Source organism: Micromonospora cabrerizensis, from assembly GCF_022230955.1.
Classification (GTDB): Bacteria; Actinomycetota; Actinomycetes; order Mycobacteriales; family Micromonosporaceae; genus Micromonospora; species Micromonospora cabrerizensis.
On sequence record NZ_JAKKFI010000061.1, the window covers coordinates 25,476 to 43,942 of the forward strand.

An 18,467-nucleotide genomic window follows, 5' to 3' on the forward strand; every position below is an offset into this window, starting at 1 on the left:
CCGCCGCCCTCAGGGACGGCGGGGCGGGCGTCGGCACCTCGTCAGGGTCACCTGTCGCCGGCGGCGCGCTCACGGTCGGCCTCGACATCCGCCGCGCCGGTCGGCACGCCGTCGCCGTCGCGGGCCGCGTGGGACAGGTCCACGTCGGCACCGGTCCGGGCGGCGTCGGCCGCCGCGTCGTCCGCGCCGACGATCTCCCCGCCGCCGTCGGCGCCCACGCCGTCGTCGTCGATGAGCTGTTCAGAGCCGGCGAGTGCGATCGGTACGTACCTGGGATCGGTCATCTCGTCCTCCTCGGGGTTCCTGCCTGCCTACCTACCGCTACCCCCGAGCTGTCGTCACCACACCCTCACCCGCCCCCTCCCCGGCACATTGAACGCAGGACCCGTCGGCATCGCGTCGGAGGTGCCGGGCGGGTGGCTCGGTCGGGGTGAGGTTTCGGGCCGGACACAGTGGGCACTGCCCGCTCATGACCGACCAGCGCGGACGACACCTGGACGACTCACTCGGGTTGCCGCTCAACGGCTACGCCTGGCTACCCGCGCTGGCGCGACGCGACGGTCGGTCCGCCGTACGGACCCGGATACTGGGCCAGCCGGCACTCACGCTGCGCGGGCCCGACGCGGTGCGGTTCTTCTACGACGAACGGCATGTGCGTCGACACGGGGCCATTCCGGAACCGGTACAGGGAACGTTGTTCGGCCACCGGGCCGTACACACGCTCGACGGTGCGGACCACCGTCATCGCAAGGCGATGTTCCTGTCCCTGCTCACCGACCCGACAGGCGTCGCCGACCTGGTCGACCACGTCGGCACGGCCTGGAACGAGGCGATCGCGAAAGGCGGCGACGGGCGGCGGATCGTGCTCTTCGACGAGGCGAGCCGCGTGCTCACCAAGGGCGTCTGCGGCTGGGCCGGAGTTCCGCTCGACGACGCGGACATCGCGCCGGTGGCCCGCGACCTGACCGCCATGGTCGACGGCTTCGCCACCCTGGGCCCGCGACACTGGCGGGCACGGCGCGCCCGTGGGCGTCGGGAGGACTGGCTGGCCGGGCTCGTCGAGCAGGTCCGCGCAGATGTCGTCATCGCACCTGCCGGGTCCGTCCTCGAAGCGGTCGCCGGACACCGCGACCGCGACGACCAGCCCCTGGACCCCCAGCTCGCCGCGGTCGAGTTGCTCAACGTCATCCGCCCCACCGTCGCGGTGTCCTGGTTCGTGGCGTTCACAGCACACGCGTTGCACCGCTGGCCCGAGCAGCGCGACCACCTGCGCGCCGGCGACGTCGCCTATGCGGTCGCCTTCGCCCACGAGGTACGCCGCTTCTACCCGTTCGCCCCGTTCGTGGGCGGCCGGGCCGTCACCGACCTGACCTGGCAGGGCCAGCACGTTCCCGAAGGGTCACTGGTCCTGCTCGACATCTACGGCCAGAACCACGACCCGGCGCTGTGGCCGGATCCGTACCGCTTCGACCCACAGCGATTCGTCGGGCGCACCCCCGACCCGTACGAGCTGGTTCCCCAGGGCGGCGCCGACCGGCGCACCGGGCACCGCTGCCCGGGTGAGGATGTCACCGTGGCCCTGCTCGCGGCCTTCGCGGGCTGGTTGGCACGGCTGGACTACACGGTGCCCGAGCAGGACCTGACCATCTCGCTGCGCCGCATCCCCGCGCTGCCCCGCAGCCGGTTCGCCGTGACCGACGTGCGCCTGACCGCCGCCTCCCCGATCTCCGGCCGGCCCCGCTGAAGCCCAGGTGTGAGATCAGCTTCGTAGGGTAGGGACAGATCACGGGTCAAGACATGTGCCCTCCACCGCCGTTCCGGCCGCGCCTCGTGCGGCACGGAGGCAGTCGATGGACAGCGGGAGCGCCATGGTCATGACGTCTGACATCCATGCCCACCGTGCTGGTCTACAGCCACCACGACGTGCGCGCGGCCAAGGACGAGCAGTGGGAGGAGACTCCCCCGTTCGAGCCCGCCGAGCGCGGCGGGCGCGTCTACGGCCGAGGCACCTCCGACGCCATAACGCCGGCGGCGGGCCCGCCGAGCTGCTGGCCCGCAAGCTCGACGCACCGGTGCTGTTCTTCGGCACCAGCCTGCCCGAGGACCGTTGGCACGACAGCGACGAGAGCGTGGCCGTGGACGTGCTACTGGCCGGTGCCGCCACCCTGGCGCTCTTCTGGTCACGCCTGGCCGGCACGCACCCCACCCCATCTCAGGACCTGGGGGCGGGCTCGGCCGAACCGCCGCTCACCCACTCGCCACACCCGCGACATCGGTACCGCGCCAACCGGAGCGGGCGCTGGGTCTGACCGTTCGGTCCGGCAGCCCCGGCGGAGCCGATCTCGAATGTGCGGGACAGCGGTGCTGACCCGGTGAGGCCACGAGCGGCACCTAAGGGCCACCGGTTGAGGAACACGAAGCCCAACGCCGCACCGGGCGGCGCGGCGCACGATCGGAGAACGCAGTGTTCCGCCACGACCCGCACCTGCAGTTCCAGGCCAGGCCCGAGAAGCCCGACGCCCTGTTCGCGATGAAACTCCAGGAGATTCTCGGCGGACAGTTCGGCGAGATGACCGTGATGATGCAGTACCTGTGGCAGGGCTGGACCTGCCGCGTGCCCGGCAAGTACAAAGACATGATCATGGACATCGGGACCGAGGAGATCGGTCACGTCGAGATGCTCACCACGATGCTGGCCCGGCTGCTCGAAGGCGCCCCCGCCGAGACCACCGAGAAGGCCGTGGCCGCCAACCCGGTGCTTGCGGCCGTCATCGGGGGCATGACTGTTCGTCACCTACGACGGCTCGCAGGGGCCGGGCAAGCCCGGCAACGCCGCCGGCGCCCACCAGCAGGGACTCACCAACGTCGTGAAGAAGGTCAAGGACGCTCTCGAATGACGCCGCACGGCGGTCTTCTGCGGGCTGAGGGACCGGTCGACGACCGGTGGTCACGAGGGGAGAGATTTCGGTGCCGAGCCAGGTGACCCCGGCCAGCCCGGGAGTGCGTCCGTACCCCGTGGCCGGGGCACCGCTGCTGTGTGACGCCCAGGACCACGGCCTGACCGGCAACGGCACGACCAACGACCAGCCCGCGCTCGCCGCGCTGGTCGACCAACTGGGCGACGCGTTCGCCGCGGACGGGCGAGCGCGAGTGATCTACTGCCCGCCCGGGGTGTACGCCATCCGCGACGCCGCCACGGTGTGGCGCAGCGGGGTGTCGCTGATGGGCGCGGGACCCGGTGCCACCCGGTTCGTGCTGAGTAACGAGGGCAACCGGTCTCAGGCGGTACCACTGGCTTTCTACACCGCCCAACTGCACGGGGCGAGTCCGGACCGTCATCTCGCGTACTGCACCTTCGCGGACTTCGAGATCGACGGGTCGGGGGTTGCGCAGTCGGCGTACGACCCACTGGCCAAGGGGCTCGGGTTGCAGTACGTGACCGGCGGGCTGTTCCGGAACCTGTTCATCCACCACACCGCCGCCACCGGCTTCGGCTGCGATTTCCTCCAGGACACCCTGATCCAGGCGGTCCGGGTGCTCGAGTGCGGCCGGATGGACAACGGCATGGAGATGGGCGGCGCCGGCATCGGCATCGGCGTCGGCGGGTGGGGGGCGATTGAGCGGCTGACCATCGCCAACTGCGTCGCGGTCGGCAACGCGACCAACGGCATCTTCCTGGAGATGCAGCACCCCGATCGTCCCCAGCCCCGCGGGATCAGGATCGTCGGCTGCCACGCCGAGGCCAACCGGTTCGGCATCTCCGACTGGGGCGCCGACGGTCTCATCGTCACCGGGTGCACCATGACCGGGAACCTGGAGGCCGGCTTCCAGGTCTCGGCGAAGGGCACCACCGGCATCCCCGGCAAGGGCGGCCTGCTCACCGACTGTGTCCTCGACGGCAATCTGCGCGACGGGGTCAGCATCGGTAACACCGCCGGGCCCTACACGGTGCGGGGCAACCGGATCACCGGCAACGGCCGCTACGGCTACCACCACCAGGACCTCGGCGACGGTGACCAGGCCGCCGCCGCCGAGGAGATCGTCATCGAGAGCAACGACATCTGGGGCAACAGTCTCGACGGGATCCGCTTCGACCGGCCACTGACCGACGCCGTCATCATCAACAACCGGATCCGCAACAACGGCCGCCAGTGTGCCGAGGCAGCCGAGGGGGGCGGCGAATCGGTCCGCTACAGCCGAACCACCCTGGTCGACCAGCGTATGAGCTGGCCGGCCGACGGCCATCGCGGCAAGGTGCTACGCGTCGGCCACCGGTATGCCGTCGTGGCCGCCAACGACGCCACCACCCTCACCCTCACCCCGATTCGCCCTGGCAGCGCCAACAGTTGGAGCGCGGACACGCCGCCGCCCGGGACAGCGTACGAACTGCCGGCCGCTCCCAGCAGCCGGGCCGGTATCACCATCAACGCCGCCGCCGACTCGGTCACCATCCGTGGCAACCTGATCCGCGACACCAAGTCCCACACCCAGACCCACGGAATTCTGATCACCGGTCGGGGTGGCTGCGTCAACTGCCGTGTCGTGGAGAACGACCTCGACGGCAATCAGGTCGCCATCCAGGCAGACACTCCCCCCGGGGGTGGTTACTGGGAGGGCAATCACGGGGACCAGTGATCTGACGGTCCCCTCCATCTCTGAACGCGGGCCGCCCGATCCCACACAGCCCGACTGCTGCACCCCCATGTCCGGTACCCCGCGGCCGACTCGTCCACCTCGTCAGGCAGCGCCCAGTCGAACCATGAACTGGCAGCCGTCGGCGGTGTTGCGCACGTCGACCCGACCTCCGTGCGCCTCCACAAGGCCACGGACGATGGCGAGACCGAGGCCTCCGGACGCCCCACCGTTGCCAGGGCTGGGGGTGCGGGCCGGTTCGCCGCGAAACGCGATGTCGAACAGCTGGGGAAGGTCGGCCGGGGGGATGCCGCCACAGGTGTCGGCAACCGACAGCCAGGCGTGGTCCCCCTCGCGACCGGCCTCGATGCGGACCGTGCCGTCCTCCGGGGTGTAGCGGACCGCATTGAGCAGCAGGTTGGCCACGACCCGGGCCAGCTCCGGTTCGCTCGCGGCGACCGTCGGCCACCCCGACTCACTGGCCACCAGCTTGATCCGGCGAGCGTCGGCCAACGGGGCGGTGCTGGCCAGCGCGTCCGAGACCACCTCGCCGAGCGGCACCGCCGTCAACGACAACCGCAGCGCTCCCGCGTTGATCCGGGACAGCTCGAACAGGTCGTCGACGAGTCGCGTCATCCGGTCGGTTTCCAGCCGGATCCGTCGGTGGTACTCGTCGACCGTGTCCGGGTCACGGACCACCCGGTCCTCGAGCGCCTCGGCCATGGCCCGCAGCCCGGCCAGCGGCGTACGCAGGTCGTGCGAGACCCACGCGACCAGGTCACGCCGCCCCTTCTCCAGCTGTCGTTCCCGCTCGCGGGCCTGATCCCGCCAGACCGCGGCGAGTGCCAGTCGGCGGCCGAAGTGCCCGCCGACGGCGAGGCTGACCACCGCGGCCGCCGCGACGGTGATCAGCACCACTTCAAGATCGTGTGGAGAGAGGAACATCGCCTCCGCGACAGCCATCACCCCGACAGTGACGGCGACCACCGTGGTGGTGAGCAGCACGCTGAGGTGCACGGTGATCGAACTGCGCCGAAGCGCACGGAGCAGCACCGCGCCGACGAACCCGATGGCAAGCGCCGCGCCGAGAGAGATCGCAAAGATCAGCAGGAGGTCACGCACGGGCGGGCTCGTACCGGTAGCCGACGCCCCAGACGGTCACGATCCGTCGCGGATCGGCCGGGTTGGCCTCGATCTTCTCCCGCAGCCGGCGTACGTGCACGGTCACGGTCGAGTGGTCGCCGAAGTTCCAGCCCCAGACCTGCTCCAGCAGTTCGGCCCGCCCGAACACCTGGGACGGGTGCCGCAGAAGGTGGACAAGCAGGTCGAATTCGCGCAGCGTCAGGGCCAGTTCGGTCCCGCCGAGGCGGGCGGTTCGGGACCCGGGGTGCACCACCAACTCACCGTCGGTCAGCGCCTCCGGTCGCTCAGGGGGAGGTTCGCTGCCGGCACGACGCAGCACCGAACGGACCCGCAGCACCAGTTCCCGGGGAGAGAAGGGCTTCGTCAGGTAGTCGTCGGCGCCGAGTTGCAGCCCGAGGATCCGGTCCGACTCGTCACCGCGTGCGGTCAGCATGATGATCGGTACGCCGTCCGGACGGGCTCGCAGCTCCCGGCACACCTGTAGGCCGTTGATCCGGGGCAGCATCAGGTCGAGCACGACCAGGTGGGGCGCCTGCCGCTGCACCGCCGCCAGGGCCGCCTCCCCGTCCGCGGCGAGGCTCACCTGGAAGCCGTCGTTCTCCAGGTAACGACGAATGACGTCGCTCACGGTCTGGTCGTCGTCGACCACCAGCACGCGCTGTGTCACGAACCTCCCCCGTTCCGGCCCGTCATTGCCCGCACGTCCATCGGCCCAGCGTAGCCACGCAGTGCGGTCCGCCCGAACCCGCAAAAGCTTGCGAGGTTCTTACGGCTGCGCGAGCAGGCCCTCCCGGGCGTGGACGAGGTCATACGGTGACCGGAATGCGGATACTTGTCACCGGTGCGGCCGGATTCATCGGCTCGCACGTCGCCGATCTGCTCGCCGACCACGGGCACGAGGTGGTGGCCGTTGACGCGCTCCTGCCGGAGGCGCACGGTGCCACACCACCACCCTGGGCCGAGCGACACGATCTCGTGGTCGGCGACGTCCGTGACCTGGAACTACTGACCGGGCTGCTCGCCGGGGTCGACGCGGTGTGCCACCAGGCGGCCATGGTCGGCCACGGCATCGACCCCGGCGACGCCCCCCGGTACGCCGCGCACAACGACCTCGGCACGGCCACCCTGCTCGCGGCGATGCACACCACCGGGGTACGCCGCCTCGTGCTGGCCAGCTCGATGGTGGTCTACGGCGAGGGCCGCTACCACTGCCCGACGCACGACATCGTCCGGCCCGCCGCCCGCCGCGCTGCCGACCTCGCGGCGGGCCGGTACGAGCCGACCTGCCCCCGCTGTGACCGGGCGCTCTCCCCCGGGCTCGTGCCGGAGGACGCACCGCTGGAACCGCACAGCACGTACGCCGCCACCAAGCTGGCGCAGGAACACCTCGCCGGTGCCTGGGCCCGGCAGACCGGCGGCTCGGTCTGGGCACTGCGCTACCACAACGTCTACGGTCCGCGGATGCCCCGCGACACCCCGTACGCCGGGGTCGCGTCGATCTTCCGGTCGGCGCTGGCCGCCGGGCAACCGCCCCGCGTCCTGGAGGACGGCCGGCAGCGGCGCGACTTCGTGCACGTCACCGACGTCGCCGCGGCGAACCTGCTGGCGCTGACGACACCGGCACCGGATCCGCTGGTCCCGGTCAACGTCTGCTCGGGTGAGCCGCACACCGTCGGCGAGTTGGCCCACGAGTTGGCCACGGCGATGCGCGGGCCGACGCCGGTCACGGTCGGGGGCGGACGGGCAGCGGACGTCCGGCACGTGGTGGCCGATCCGGGCCGCGCGACCCGGCTGCTGGGTTTCACGGCCCGGACCGGTTTCGCCGCTGGGATCGCCGACTTCACCAGTGCGGTGATGCGGGCACCGGCGACGGTCAGGACACCGTCCACAACAGGTGGTTGACGAGAAGCGCGGTGGCGGCCTGTCCTGCCAGCCACCACCGACGGTGGTTGGCGGGCAGGTGCGCGGTGGCGACCAGCAGCCAGACGGTGAACGGTAACCAGATGCGCTCCACCTCGGCCTTGCTCAGAGCGGACAGGTCCGCCGCGAGCACGGCCACCGCCGCCGCGATGGGCAGCCACACCGCGGGTCCGGCGCTGGCCAACCGCTGCCGGAGGGTCGCCGTGAGCGGGTGGCTCGGCGGTCGGATCGGTACGGCGGCCACCGCCCGCCGCACCGCTGGCCCGAGCACCGGGCCGGCCGAGAGCAGCAGAGCGGCCAGGTTCGCCCAGACCCAGTAACCGAAGGGGCGTTCCGCCGCCCAGCCCTGGTAGTAGCGACGTGCCACCAGGTGGTAGCCGTCCAGCCACCAGAAGCCGGCCAGGGTGAACCCGGCGACAACCGCCGCGACCGCCGCCGCGACCAGCAGTAGCACGCCGAGGCGATTCCGGGCCCGGAGCAGCACCACGGTCACGGCGAGCACCCCGACCAGGACGAACCCGTACGACAGGTAGAGCGCGAAACCGAGCAGCAACCCGCCGGGTACGGCACCCGCTCGGCCACCCACGGCCAGCAGCGCCAGCCCGGCCGCGACCACCGCGGCGAAGAACCCGTCCGCGGACGCGCCCACCCAGACCGCCCCCGGGAAGAGGATCAGGAACGGCCACACCGCCCGTGCCGCGTCCTCGGCGCCGAGCGCCCGCAACGTCACCGGGATCGACACCGAGACCGTTGCTCCGAGCAGCACACAGGCGAACCCGGCGGCAGCCCCGCCGCCCAGGCCGATCCGCTCCAACGCGACGAAGAACAGCAACGCTCCCGGCGGATGACCAGCGGTGTGGGTGGACCACGAATCGGGCTGGAAGTCGAGGATCCGGGCGGCGAAACCGGACACCATGGCGCCGACATCCGTCACCCGGGGCACCTCGTGCAGGTATTCGGCCTGCACGGTGAGCCGCTCGGTCAACCCGGCGGACCAGCCGTCCACCAGGGCCAGCGACAGTGTCCAGAGCACCGAGGCGAGGTAGCCGACCGCCAGCAGCCACGGCCACCGCGTGTCGGTCGCCCAGCGCACGCCCCGCCAGACGACCAGTGCCGCGACGAGAAGGGCGGCGGGGGTGCCCACACCCAGATGGGGCTGCCAACTGGCGTAGAGCGGCGCAGCGTCGGCGTGCAGCCGCACACCCCGATGGTTGAGCAGTGCCCCGACGGTGACGGCGGCGGCGAGCAGGGCCACCTCGGCACCGAGGACGATCAGGTCGGCGCGCCGGGATCGTCCCGGCCGGGTCATCGTGGTCATGGTGACGGCCGACGATACGACCTCCGACCAGGGATCCGACGGCCCGACGGTGAGACGTCAGGGACTCGTAAGACCCGTTGCCGCGTAAGCGATTCGTAAGGCGGTACGGCGGTCGGATCGGCGCGTGGCAGGCCTAGCGTCGCCGGTATGCACACAACGATCGACGTGGTGCTGCCGTGTCTGGACGAGGCGGCCGCACTGCCTGCCGTACTGAGCGGGCTACCGCCGGGCTACCGCGCCCTCGTGGTCGACAACGGCTCCACAGATGGTTCGCCGGTCGTCGCCGCCGAGTACGGCGCCCGCGTCGTGCACGAGCCGAGACGCGGGTACGGCGCGGCAGTGCACACCGGCCTGCTGGCGGCGGACGCTGATCTGGTCTGCGTCCTCGACGCGGACGGCTCGTTCGACCCAGCCGAGCTGCCCAGGCTCGTCGCGGCGGTGCTCGACGGTCGGGCGGATCTCGCCGTCGGGCGGCGGCGACCGGTCTCGGCGGACGCCTGGCCGTGGCACGCCCGCGCGGGCAACGCGCTGGTCTCGGCGCTGCTCCGACGCCGTGGGGTGCCGGTGTACGACATCAGCCCGATCCGGGTGGCCCGCCGGGCGGCGTTGCTGGAACTCGGTGTCACCGACCGCGCGTTCGGCTACCCGTTGGAACTGCTGCTCCGCGCGGCCGGGGCGGGCTGGCGGATGGTCGAGCTGGACGTCGCGTACGCGCCCCGGGCCGCCGGCACCAGGTCGAAGGTTTCCGGGTCGGTCCGGGGCACCGTGCGGGCGACCCGGGACTTCGCCGGAGTGCTGCGTACCGGCGTCGGCGGTGCCCGATGAATGTGCTGCTCCTGGTCGCGAAAGCACCGGTCCCGGGGCTGGCCAAGACCCGGCTCTGCCCGCCCGCTGATCCCACACAGGCGGCCCGGATCGCCGCGGCGGCACTGTTGGACACCCTCGCGGCGGTACGCGCCACCGCGTCCACCATTCCCGTACTGGCCCACACCGGTCGTTTCGCCGACGCCGAGTACGGCGCGGAGCTGACCGCCGCGCTGGCAGGTTGGCACCTGATCCCGCAGCGCGGCGACACGTTCGCCGACCGCCTCGCCAATGCGCACGCCGACACCGGCGCGGCCTTCCCCGGCCGACCGGTGCTGCAGATCGGCATGGACACCCCGCAGGTCACGCCGGCCCTGCTCACCGCAGCGCTGCGGCGACTCGCCGAGCACGACGCGGTGTTCGGACGGGCGCTCGACGGCGGCTGGTGGGCACTCGGATTACGCGATCCGGCGTCCGCAGGCGTGTTGCGCGACGTACCCATGTCGACCGACGAGACCGGTCGACGCACCCTCGCCGCTCTCCGCGAACACGGCGTACACCCGGCGATCCTGCCCGTCCTGCGGGACGTCGACGACTGGCCGACAGCGCTGACGGTCGCGGCCGACCTGCCCGGTACCCGGTTCGCGGATGCCGTCGCGTCGGTAGGCGGCCAACTGGTGAACGGACACCTGCGGTGACGTCGACGATCAGTCTCGACGGCTTCGATGTGGTGCTGGGCAGACCCGACGCGTGGCCGGCGGAACAGGACGCACGCCGCAGGCCGGCTGCCACGTTGCCCCCGGCGCAACCCGAACACTGGCTGGTGCACGCCGACGGGCGACGTGACCTGTTACCGGTACGGCGCTGGCACGGCCCGCCCGAACCGGCCATCGAATCCGTCGCCGCCCGGTGCAGCGGGCCCACGATCGACCTCGGCTGCGGCCCCGGCCGGCTGACCATGGCGCTCGCCCAGCGCGGCCTCGTCGCACTGGGGGTGGACATCTCCGCCGAGGCGGTACGCCTGACCCAGGGCCGGGGAGTGGTAGCCCTGCGACGCGACATCCTCGGACCGCTTCCCGGAGAGGGGCGGTGGGCGCACGCCGTACTCGCCGACGGCAACATCGGCATCGGCGGGGACCCGGTCCGACTGCTGCGCCGCTGCGGCGACCTGATCGCGGCCGACGGGACGCTGGTGGTCGAGGTGGACCCGCCCGGCGCCGGCCTGTGGCAGGGACAGGCCTACGTCCTGTCCTGCTCGCGCCGGGGATCGGCGTTCAGCTGGGCACGAGTCGGAGTGGAGGCGATGGACCGCGCCGCGGCCGCCGCCGGTCTGCGGGTCGTCGACGGCTTCCGGTCCGGCCCGCGCTGGTTTGTCGAGTTGGCACGCCGATGAACCTCGAACCACGGGTTCCCACCCCGGAGGACTTTCCGGGGCCGTCCCACTCGCCACTGGTCGCCGCCCGGCTCGGCCTCTGGCTCGGGGTGGCGTTCGGGCTGTGTTTCGTCACCGGACTGCTCAGCCACTTCATCCAGCACCCGCCGGGCTGGTTCACCTGGCCGACCCGACCGGTCAACCTCTACCGGGTCACCCAGGGCGTGCACGTGCTCTCCGGGATCGCGGCGGTCCCGTTGCTGCTCGGCAAACTGTGGAGCGTCTACCCCCGGCTGTTCGTCCGTCCGCCCCTGCGCCAGCCGATCCGGTTGACCGCGCACGTCCTCGAACGGGTCTCCGTCCTGGTCCTGGTCTGCGCCGCCTTCTTCGAACTGGTCACGGGCCTGTTCAACGTCGCGCAGTCGTACCCGTGGGGATTCTTCTTCCCGACGGCGCACTACGCGGTCGCCTGGCTGGTGGTGGGCGCGTTGCTGCTGCACGTCGCGGTGAAGCTCCCGGTCGCCCGCGCGGCGCTGCGAACGCCGCTGCGGCGCCAGCAGGATGGTGGTGAGGCTGCGACCACCGGGCGCGACGGTCGAGACTCGTCCGAACGGCGCGTGTTCCTGCGCACCTCGGCTGGCGTCGCTGGCGTCGCCGTGCTGGCCACCGCCGGGGTCACCGTGCCGTGGCTTCGTCGGGTCTCCCCGCTGGCCTGGCGTTCGGCGTCCGGACCGCAGGGCGTACCGATCAACCGTACGGCGGCAGCCGCTCGCATCGCCGTTCCACCGGACTGGCGGCTGGAGATCATCTGGCCGGGCGGGCGGGGCACCCTGTCCCTGGCCGAACTGACCGCCCTGCCACAACGCACGGCGGAGTTACCGATCGCCTGCGTCGAGGGTTGGAGCGCCTCCGCCTCCTGGACCGGCGTGCCCGTCGTCCAGCTGCTCCGACGGCTCGGGGCCCCGACCGACCGACCTGTTCGGATCACCTCGTTGGAGACCGACGGCCTCTACGCGGCGAGCACCCTCCCGGCCGCCCATGCCGGCGACCCGCTGACCCTGCTGGCACTGAGGATCAACGGCGAAGAGCTGTCCCCCGACCACGGATACCCCTGCCGTCTCATCGCTCCGAGCCGGCCGGGTGTCCTCCAGACCAAGTGGGTGGCCCGACTGGAGGTGCTGCGGTGAGAACCGTCCGTCTGCTCCTGCTCGCACTCGGTGCCACGGCGGCGACGTACGGCGGTTGGCTGCTCCTCCCCCAGCTCGGCGCCACCCTGCCCTGGCTGATCGCCGGCCCGCTGCTGCACGACGTCCTGGTGGCACCGCTGGTCGGGCTGGTCGGGCTGGTGCTGGGTCGACTGGTGACAGACCGGCCACGCCGGGCCTGGATCACTGCGGGCCTGCTGGCCAGCGCCACACTGCTGCTGATCGCGGTGCCACTGCTGTGGCGACCACCCTCGGCACCTCCGAACCCGGGCCTACCGGACCGCAACTATCCGCTGGGGCTCGCCGCCGGGCTGACCGTCGTCTGGGCCGTCGTCGCGGTGGCTCTGGTCGTCGGCACGGTCGGCCGCCGCGTCAGGGACCGACGGGTCAGCCGTCCCTGACCGGGTCCCCAGCGCTCCGCACTCCACCCCGTTCCACTCTGAGGAGAAGTTCGCATGTCTGAAGGACCGGTCCGCACGACCGACCGCCCGCCGATCGGCGTGATCGGCGGGTCGGGTCTCTACGAGTTCCTCGACGACGTCGCCGACGTCACGGTCGACACCCCGTACGGACCACCAAGCGACGGGCTGTCCATCGGGAGACTCGCCGGGCGTCCGGTGGCGTTCCTGCCCCGCCACGGGCGCCGTCACACCCTCGCGCCGCACCGCATCAACTACCGGGCCAATCTCTGGGCGCTGCGAGCGGTCGGTGTCCGCCAGGTGCTCGCAGCGGGCGCCGTGGGCGGCCTGCGACCGGATCTGGGCCCCGGGACCCTCGTCGTACCGGACCAACTGGTCGACCGGACCAGCGGCCGCGAGCAGACCTACTACGACGGAACACCCGGCACCGACGGGCACCTGCCCGGGGTGGTCCATGCCCCGTTCGCCGACCCCTACTGTCCGGTCGGACGCGCCACGGTCCTCGACGCCGCCCGCTGCGCCAACTGGCAGCCGGTCGACGGCGGCACCATGGTCGTCATCGAGGGGCCCCGGTTCTCCACCCGCGCCGAGTCACGCTGGTACGGCCGAGAGGGCTGGTCGGTCGTCGGCATGACCGGCCATCCCGAAGCGGTACTGGCACGCGAACTGGCACTGTGTTACACCGCGCTGTCACTGGTGACCGACCTCGACTCGGGCGTCGAGGTGGGTCACGGCGTGACCCAGCAGGAGGTGTTCGCGGTCTTCGCCCGAAACGTCGATCGCCTGCGGGGCCTGATCGGCGAGGCGGTGACGGCGTTGCCGGAGGATCAGGAGGACTGCTCCTGCGGTGGGAACCCGGGGGGCACGGAGGACAACACCACCGACGGCGCTCGGCATGGCTAGTCTTTCGCTATGGCACAACGACTCGTCAGCGTGTGGCAACCGTTCTTCCTCGTCAGCGAGAGTCGGGGCGCGGCCGTCGACGCCGCGGCCGAGTTGGAGGAGCTCGGCTACGCACGGCTCTGGTTCTCGGGCGGCTTCGGGGAGAACGTCGCCCCACGCTTCCGGGAGATCCTGGACGGGACCACGCGTATCGGCGTCGCGTCGGGGATCGTGAGCATCTGGCACTCGTCGCCCCCGGAGGTGGCGGCGTTCGCCCAGGACGCGGAGCGGGCCCATCCCGGCCGGTTCCTGCTCGGTCTCGGCGCCAGCCACGCGGTGCTGTTGGAGGGCAGCGGCACCGCCTACCGCAAGCCGTACTCGAAGATGGTGAGCTACCTCGACGGCCTCGACGCCGCCGGGCTTTCACCCGAGCGGCGGGTCCTGGCCGCGCTCGGCCCGCGGATGCTCGAACTCTCCCGCGACCGTTCGGCCGGGGCACACCCGTACTTCGTCCCTGCCGAGCACACCGCCGAGGCCCGGGCGGCACTCGGGCCGGACCGGCTGCTCGCTCCGGAGGTCGCGGTGGTCCTCGACGCGGACCCCGGCACCGCGCGCGCCACGGCGCGGCAGTACACGAGCGGATATCTCGCACTGCCGAACTACACCAACAACCTGCGGCGATTCGGCTGGACCGACGAGGACTTCGCCGGCGGCGGCAGCGACCGCCTCGTCGACGCCCTGATCCCCTGGGGCACGGCTGAGCAGGTCGCGGCCGGGCTGGAGAAGCACTACCAGGCTGGCGCGGACGAGGTGGCGGTCCAGGTGCTCAACGGCGGTGACGCCACGGCGTTTCCCGCCGACGCGTTCCGCGCTCTCGCCGCGATCCTGATCTGACCTTTCGAAACCCCGCGTCCGGTCTGAGGGGATGGGGTGATGGCAGCAGTCGCAGCGGGATGCCACCGCCGGACGGCGATCGAGCGAGCAGATCAGCGGGTCGCCTGGCCCGCGCGGATTAGGCCTTCTTCGCTGCCGGTGCGTGTCACGTCCTCGCCCGGGTCTGTCGAGACGCAGACCCGACCGGGTCGATCAGTCTGGCGGCGGGGACCAGTACTGGCGCGACCCACTCCCCCGTGCGCGCCAGTATGTTGGCCGGTTCACCCCGCCCTGGGCACGGCGCCGGTCGGGCTCAGGAGCGCCTCTTCCTGGTCCAGATCACGTGGACGGCGCAGGCGATCAGCATGAGGACGGCGATGGCGGCCCAGGCCCAGCGGGCGAAAGGCTCGTCGGCCACGTTCGCACGGATGCCGGCCAGGACGGCGACCGCCAGTGGGCCCAGGCCGAACCACTCGGAGTGCTCGGAGAAGGTCAGGTCCTTCAGTGCCTGCCGCATGGGGTCAGTCTAGGTAAGGACGGCCGGCCGGAGACTCATCAGTCAGCGCTCACGTCGATGCACGCCCTAGGATCGGGCGGTATGACGTCAGCCCCGGCCACCACCGCCTTCGACTCGCTACGCCTCGACGCCGTGCCCGACCAGGAGGCGCTGCGTCAGGTCTACGAACTCCCCACCGACGCGGCCGTGCGAAAGCAGATGACCGAACTCACCGAGCAGACCCGGCGGTTGATCGCCTGCTCGTCGCTGGTCCTGGTGGCCAGCGTGGACGCCGACGGCAACTGTGACGTCACCCCGCGCGGCGGCCCCGCCGGGTTCGTCTCCGTCCTGGACGAACGGACGCTGGCGATACCGGACGCGACCGGCAACAAGCGCCTGGACACCCTGCAGAACGTCATCGCCACCGGGCGGGCCGGGCTGATGTTCGTCATCCCTGGGCGCACCACGACGCTCCGGGTGAACGGCCGGGCCTGCGTCTCCACCCGCCCCGACCTGCTGTCCCAGCTGACCGCCGTGGGCAAGCCACCGGCCAGTGCGCTGGTGCTGGGGATCGAGGAGGTCTACCCGCACTGCCCGAAGGCGCTGCTGCGCAGCGGGGCCTGGAAGCCGGAACAGTGGCTGCCGGCGGACGCCCAGCCGACCTCGGCCGAGGTGACGCTGGCCCAACTGCGGATGCCGGACCTGACGATCGCCGACATCGAGCAGAGGGAGGCGGACGCGCTGAAGTACCGGTACGAGTGACGGGCCGCGGACCACAGGCCGTGCCGCCCGTCTTCGGGGGCAGCGCTCACAGGCCCTGGCCGATCTCCACCAGATAGCCGTCGGGGTCACGCAGATAGCATCGAATCTCCGTGCCGTGGTCCTTCGGCTCGGTGAGGAACTCCGCGCCGCGCGACGTCCACTCCGCATAGAGGGCGTGGATATCGGTCACGCGCACGTTCATCGCGCAGCTCAACGTGTTGGAGTCGACCGGCGCCTTGGCCTGCACGGTGGGCTTGTCGTCGGTCGGGCCGCCTTCGACGTTGATGATGATGTAACTGTTGTGGAACCGCATGATCAACGGCGCACTCTCGTGTACGCAGGTCGCACCGAAAACCCTTTCGTAGTATTCCCGCGACCGTTCGATATCGCGGACGATCAACAGGGTGGCAAGAAAGATCCCGCCCTCGGGCTTGAAATAGTCAGGTGCGGTGTCGCTCATGCGTACCTCCCACAAGCAGGTCCCGCTTGCTACCCGAACCCGGGGGCCGGAAACACACCGGGGGTCATCGGCGCACCCGGTAGCGCAGGTGAAGCACCCGCTTGCCCTGGATCACCACGTCAGGATCCGCCAACAGGTGCTGTGCGTCGACCGACCCGAAGTAGCGCTTGCCGGACCCGAACACGACGGGTACGACGTCCATGCGCACCTCGTCGACGAGGCCCGCGGCCAGCACCTGGCCACCGACGTCGCCAGCGGCGACCTCGACGATGCGGTCACCCGCAAGCTCCTGCGCCCTGGCAACGGCTGCCTCGACACCGTCCACGAAGTGAAACGGCGCGGCCGGGTCCCAGCCCTCGGGCGGCGGCCGGTGCGTCACGACGACCACGTGGTCGATCCCGCTCGGAGGCTTCCCGTCCCAGCCGTCGGTCAGGTCGAAGACGTGGCGGCCGGCGATCGTCACCCCGATCTGGTCCCAGTACGACCGGGTGTGGTCGAAGGACTCTCGGGACACCTTCAGCGCGCCGCTCTCGTCCAACGGGACGTCACCGCTGGTCAACCAGTCGAACAGTGGCCCGGGCTGGTCCTTCTCGTCCGCGATGAAGCCGTCCACCGACACCGAGCCGTACATCACCACTCTGCCCATGGGCACTCCTCTGCGTGGGGGATGCCCTCAGATTAGAGTTGCGCGGGCTGCCGGTCTTGTAAGGAATCAATCGGCCGGCAGCGGCCAGCCGTCCAGCACGTGGCCGGGATGTTCGCGCAGGAACCGCCGCCGGACTTCGACGTACCGTGTCGGGGTGAGCCCGGTGAAGGCCCGGAACTCGTGGCCGAAGTGGGCCTGGTCGAAGTAGCCCGCGCTCCTGGCGAGGTCGGCCCAGTCGATCGGATCAGCCGGGTTGATCGACAACACGGTGGCGGTGAAGCGGTAGCTGCGGGCCATCCGCTTGGGCGTGACGCCGATGAGCTCCTTGAACCGCTGTGCCAGATGAGTGCTGCTGACACCGGCCGCCACCCTGAGGTCGCCGACAGCCACCGCCCCGCTGGTCGCCGCGATGATACGGCTCGTGTGGCGGACCAGCCCCAGGCCGGCCGCGTCGCCCAGCCGCCGCGTCAGCTCCTCCTCGAGCAGCGTCAGCATCTCGTGCGGTCCGCCCGCCGTGTTCAGCCGGTCCCGCAGCTCAGCAACGGCGGGCCGGCCCCACACCTGCTCCACCGTCACCGGCCGGTCACACAACTCGACCGCGGGCATCGGCAGGAACGGCGCCGGCCCCCACGGCTTGAAGTGCACGCCGACGGACCGGGTCTTCGGCGGATAGCCGAACTCGAAGGCGCGGGTGGGCATGGTGACCACGCAGCCGTCGACGTACTCGGCCGCCTCGATGTCGGTGCCGGCGCGGATGCGGAACGGTGCCCCGAGGTTGACGATGAGGAACGCCGCCGGACTCGCCGGCAGCGTCAGCCGGGCGTACGGCGGCGCACCCTCCAGGTAGTAGAGGTCGTCGATCAGCCCGTCCAGCGGTGGTCGCGGCACTCTGGACACGTATTCCACGCCCACAGCATCGCCGACGCCCGCCGTCATCGCGCGCCGGATGGTCCATCCGCACGGTCAGACGGCCGTGCGGGACCACTGTTGGTTGGTGCCGGTGTTGCAGGGATATTGCTTGAGTACCACGCCGTCCGCGGTCGATGCCGCTGGTACGTCCACGCACTTGCCGCTGTGGCGTGCGCGCAGCTGGAAGTAGCTGCCGCTGGTGACGATCTGGAACTGCTGGTTGGTGCCGGTGCCGCAGGTGTATTGGACGAGTTCGGCGCCGTCGGCGGTGGAGGCGCTCACCACGTCGAGGCACTTCCCGCTGTGCCGGCTGATGATCTGCCAGTAGCCGCTGCCGGCGTCCTGGAACTGCCATTGTTGCCAGGCGTTGCCGCTGTAGGTGTACTGGCCGACGCGCGTGCCGTTGTTGGTGTTGGGTGATTGGACGTCCATGGTCTTGCCGCTGTGCCGCACGGTGATGCGGTAGAACGTGCCCGTCGTGGGTGGGGGCGTGGTCGGGTCGCCGCCGATGGTGTCGCCCCAGGCGTAGCGGATCCGGTCGGCGCCGCTGGTGTTGCGGATGGTCAGGTTGAGGTTGGTGCCGCTGCCGGTGAGGGAGAACATGGAGTACCAGTCGTAGCCGATGG

At 71.2% G+C, this 18,467-nt stretch carries 22 protein-coding genes; 13 read left to right on the top strand and 9 right to left on the bottom strand.

The genetic code is table 11. The features are described from left to right. Positions 1 to 47: 47 nt before the first annotated feature. Entirely contained in the window at positions 48 to 284 is a 237-nt protein-coding gene (locus tag LADH09A_RS14560; RefSeq protein WP_238645634.1) for a hypothetical protein, read from the bottom strand. Between the two features lie 185 nt (positions 285 to 469). Here LADH09A_RS14560 and LADH09A_RS14565 point away from each other — a divergent pair, with 185 nt between their 5' ends. The 4 genes from LADH09A_RS14565 to LADH09A_RS14585 all read left to right on the top strand — a co-directional run bounded on the left by LADH09A_RS14565 (position 470) and on the right by LADH09A_RS14585 (position 4,635). Continuing rightward, a complete protein-coding gene (locus tag LADH09A_RS14565) occupies positions 470 to 1,744 on the top strand; it encodes a cytochrome P450 (RefSeq protein WP_238645635.1) in 1,275 nt (424 codons plus the stop codon). Between the two features lie 328 nt (positions 1,745 to 2,072). Continuing rightward, positions 2,073 to 2,309, top strand: coding sequence for a hypothetical protein (locus LADH09A_RS14575; protein WP_238645662.1), 237 nt, complete (start codon positions 2,073 to 2,075; stop codon positions 2,307 to 2,309). A 155-nt stretch (positions 2,310 to 2,464) separates the two neighbouring features. Continuing rightward, positions 2,465 to 2,983, top strand: a complete 519-nt coding sequence (locus LADH09A_RS32180) for a manganese catalase family protein (protein WP_238645636.1) — start codon at positions 2,465 to 2,467, stop codon at positions 2,981 to 2,983. Next, complete coding sequence (locus LADH09A_RS14585) at positions 2,968 to 4,635, top strand: right-handed parallel beta-helix repeat-containing protein (RefSeq protein WP_238645637.1); 1,668 nt, start codon at positions 2,968 to 2,970, stop codon at positions 4,633 to 4,635. The genes LADH09A_RS32180 and LADH09A_RS14585 overlap by 16 nt, the downstream gene beginning before the upstream one ends. Positions 4,636 to 4,737: 102 nt before the next feature. Here the strand turns inward: LADH09A_RS14585 and LADH09A_RS14590 are convergent, their stop codons facing one another. Then, positions 4,738 to 5,754, bottom strand: a complete 1,017-nt coding sequence (locus LADH09A_RS14590) for a sensor histidine kinase (RefSeq protein ID WP_238645638.1) — start codon at positions 5,752 to 5,754, stop codon at positions 4,738 to 4,740. Next, positions 5,747 to 6,442 carry a response regulator gene (locus LADH09A_RS14595; protein ID WP_238645639.1) on the bottom strand — a complete coding sequence of 232 codons (696 nt, stop codon included), beginning with the start codon at positions 6,440 to 6,442 and terminating at the stop codon, positions 5,747 to 5,749. Before LADH09A_RS14595 ends, LADH09A_RS14590 begins: the two co-directional genes overlap by 8 nt. Before the next feature lie 155 nt (positions 6,443 to 6,597). On the opposite strand from LADH09A_RS14595, the gene LADH09A_RS14600 reads away from it, so the two are divergent. Then, positions 6,598 to 7,677 carry an NAD-dependent epimerase/dehydratase family protein gene (locus tag LADH09A_RS14600; RefSeq protein ID WP_238645640.1) on the top strand — a complete coding sequence of 360 codons (1,080 nt, stop codon included), beginning with the start codon at positions 6,598 to 6,600 and terminating at the stop codon, positions 7,675 to 7,677. Here the strand turns inward: LADH09A_RS14600 and LADH09A_RS14605 are convergent. Then, positions 7,649 to 9,004 carry a hypothetical protein gene (locus LADH09A_RS14605; protein ID WP_238645642.1) on the bottom strand — a complete coding sequence of 452 codons (1,356 nt, stop codon included), beginning with the start codon at positions 9,002 to 9,004 and terminating at the stop codon, positions 7,649 to 7,651. The two genes, LADH09A_RS14600 and LADH09A_RS14605, sit on opposite strands and share 29 nt — an antisense overlap. Positions 9,005 to 9,160: 156 nt before the next feature. On the opposite strand from LADH09A_RS14605, the gene LADH09A_RS14610 reads away from it, so the two are divergent. Genes LADH09A_RS14610 through LADH09A_RS14640 form a run of 7 tightly spaced genes read left to right on the top strand, consistent with a single transcriptional unit; the run spans position 9,161 to position 14,589 of the window. After that, a complete protein-coding gene (locus LADH09A_RS14610; protein ID WP_238645644.1) occupies positions 9,161 to 9,838 on the top strand; it encodes a glycosyltransferase family 2 protein in 678 nt (225 codons plus the stop codon). Continuing rightward, a complete protein-coding gene (locus LADH09A_RS14615) occupies positions 9,835 to 10,515 on the top strand; it encodes a TIGR04282 family arsenosugar biosynthesis glycosyltransferase (protein WP_238645645.1) in 681 nt (226 codons plus the stop codon). The genes LADH09A_RS14610 and LADH09A_RS14615 overlap by 4 nt, the downstream gene beginning before the upstream one ends. Next, the gene (locus tag LADH09A_RS14620) at positions 10,512 to 11,210 is read left to right on the top strand and encodes a methyltransferase domain-containing protein (protein WP_372492270.1); all 699 of its coding nucleotides are present in this window, start codon (positions 10,512 to 10,514) and stop codon (positions 11,208 to 11,210) included. Before LADH09A_RS14615 ends, LADH09A_RS14620 begins: the two co-directional genes overlap by 4 nt. Next, the gene (locus LADH09A_RS14625; protein WP_238645646.1) at positions 11,207 to 12,376 is read left to right on the top strand and encodes a molybdopterin-dependent oxidoreductase; all 1,170 of its coding nucleotides are present in this window, start codon (positions 11,207 to 11,209) and stop codon (positions 12,374 to 12,376) included. The genes LADH09A_RS14620 and LADH09A_RS14625 overlap by 4 nt, the downstream gene beginning before the upstream one ends. Then, positions 12,373 to 12,795: a hypothetical protein gene (locus LADH09A_RS14630; RefSeq protein ID WP_238645647.1), complete on the top strand. Its 423-nt coding sequence runs from the start codon at positions 12,373 to 12,375 to the stop codon at positions 12,793 to 12,795. The genes LADH09A_RS14625 and LADH09A_RS14630 overlap by 4 nt, the downstream gene beginning before the upstream one ends. Before the next feature lie 54 nt (positions 12,796 to 12,849). Further along, positions 12,850 to 13,716, top strand: a complete 867-nt coding sequence (locus tag LADH09A_RS14635; RefSeq protein WP_238645648.1) for an S-methyl-5'-thioadenosine phosphorylase — start codon at positions 12,850 to 12,852, stop codon at positions 13,714 to 13,716. Between the two features lie 9 nt (positions 13,717 to 13,725). Further along, complete coding sequence (locus LADH09A_RS14640; RefSeq protein ID WP_238645649.1) at positions 13,726 to 14,589, top strand: LLM class F420-dependent oxidoreductase; 864 nt, start codon at positions 13,726 to 13,728, stop codon at positions 14,587 to 14,589. A gap of 292 nt (positions 14,590 to 14,881) precedes the next feature. Here LADH09A_RS14640 and LADH09A_RS14645 read toward each other — a convergent pair whose 3' ends face one another. Further along, positions 14,882 to 15,085 carry a hypothetical protein gene (locus LADH09A_RS14645; protein WP_238645650.1) on the bottom strand — a complete coding sequence of 68 codons (204 nt, stop codon included), beginning with the start codon at positions 15,083 to 15,085 and terminating at the stop codon, positions 14,882 to 14,884. Positions 15,086 to 15,166: 81 nt separating this feature from the next. Between LADH09A_RS14645 and LADH09A_RS14650 the strand changes: the two genes are divergently transcribed. Further along, entirely contained in the window at positions 15,167 to 15,826 is a 660-nt protein-coding gene (locus LADH09A_RS14650; protein WP_238645652.1) for an MSMEG_1061 family FMN-dependent PPOX-type flavoprotein, read from the top strand. Between the two features lie 46 nt (positions 15,827 to 15,872). On the opposite strand, the gene LADH09A_RS14655 is transcribed toward LADH09A_RS14650, so the two are convergent. The 4 genes from LADH09A_RS14655 to LADH09A_RS14670 form a co-directional block, all read right to left on the bottom strand. Then, positions 15,873 to 16,286 carry a VOC family protein gene (locus tag LADH09A_RS14655; RefSeq protein WP_238645654.1) on the bottom strand — a complete coding sequence of 138 codons (414 nt, stop codon included), beginning with the start codon at positions 16,284 to 16,286 and terminating at the stop codon, positions 15,873 to 15,875. A 64-nt stretch (positions 16,287 to 16,350) separates the two neighbouring features. After that, a complete protein-coding gene (locus LADH09A_RS14660) occupies positions 16,351 to 16,932 on the bottom strand; it encodes a dihydrofolate reductase family protein (RefSeq protein ID WP_238645655.1) in 582 nt (193 codons plus the stop codon). A gap of 66 nt (positions 16,933 to 16,998) precedes the next feature. After that, a complete protein-coding gene (locus LADH09A_RS14665; RefSeq protein ID WP_238645656.1) occupies positions 16,999 to 17,838 on the bottom strand; it encodes a helix-turn-helix domain-containing protein in 840 nt (279 codons plus the stop codon). Between the two features lie 57 nt (positions 17,839 to 17,895). Further along, a partial coding sequence (locus tag LADH09A_RS14670; RefSeq protein ID WP_238645657.1) for an RICIN domain-containing protein occupies positions 17,896 to 18,467 on the bottom strand: 572 nt, incomplete at its 5' end.